The sequence below is a fragment of the Streptomyces sp. KR55 genome (assembly GCF_052245645.1).
Taxonomy (GTDB): Bacteria; Actinomycetota; Actinomycetes; order Streptomycetales; family Streptomycetaceae; genus Streptomyces; species Streptomyces flavusporus.
On the sequence record NZ_JBQQCE010000967.1, the window covers coordinates 1 to 876 of the forward strand.

1 protein-coding gene is annotated in these 876 nt (G+C 71.2%); it reads right to left on the bottom strand.

Annotated features, from left to right (window positions below; translation table 11 throughout):
- The coding region (locus ACTWQJ_RS51840; RefSeq protein ID WP_443313272.1) for an AMP-binding protein at positions 1-851 on the bottom strand (851 nt) is incomplete at its 3' end.
- Positions 852-876 lie beyond the last annotated feature (25 nt).

The following is an 876-nucleotide window of genomic DNA, read 5'->3' on the forward strand; positions in this document are numbered from 1 at the left end:
TTGTTGTAGCCACGCGCCAAGCCGGCACCGGCGACGTACAACTCACCCGTCACACCCGGCGGGACGGGACGCAGGAAGTCGTCCAGGACGAAGGTCCGGGTGTTGCCGATCGGCGAGCCGATCGCCGGAGGCGCACCCTTCGGGCTGATGCCCTCCTCCAGCAGCGTCGCCGTCGAGATGACCGTCGCCTCGGTGGGGCCGTAGGTGTTCCAGACTTGGGCTTGCGCCCGCCAGCGGGCCGCCAGACCGGCACTCAGGCGCTCCGCGCCCAGCACCCAGTTCTCCACGCCCGGAACCGCTTCCGGCTCCAGCACGCCCAGGAGCGACGGGACTACGCTCGCGACCTGCACGCCCGCGGTGCGGATCATCTCCGCCAGCGCACCCGGCTCCGTACGCTCCTCGCTGGTGGCGATGGCCAGGGTGCCGCCGCCACCGAGGGTGACCGCGACGTCGAGCACCGCCGCGTCGAAACTGAACGACGCGAACTGCAACGCCACCGTGCCCGGTTCCACACCCAGCACCGGACGCATCACCTCGGCCAGGTTCGCCACCCCACCGTGCGCGACCGCCACGCCCTTCGGCCGACCTGTGGAGCCGGAGGTGTAGATGACGTAGGCGAGCTGGTCCGGTTCCACCACCGTGTCCAGCGCCTCGGCCGACCCACCGTCCGACTCGTGCGTCAGCACCACGTCCACGCCGGCCGGCACCTGCCCCGCCGTCGCGGCCGTGGCCAGCACCACCCAAGCCTGGCTGTCGCTGACCATGTACGCCAGCCGATCCGCCGGATACTCCGGATCCAGCGGCACATACGCCCCGCCGGCCTTCCACACGGCCAGCAAAGCCACCACCATGTCGACCCCACGCGGCAGACACAGC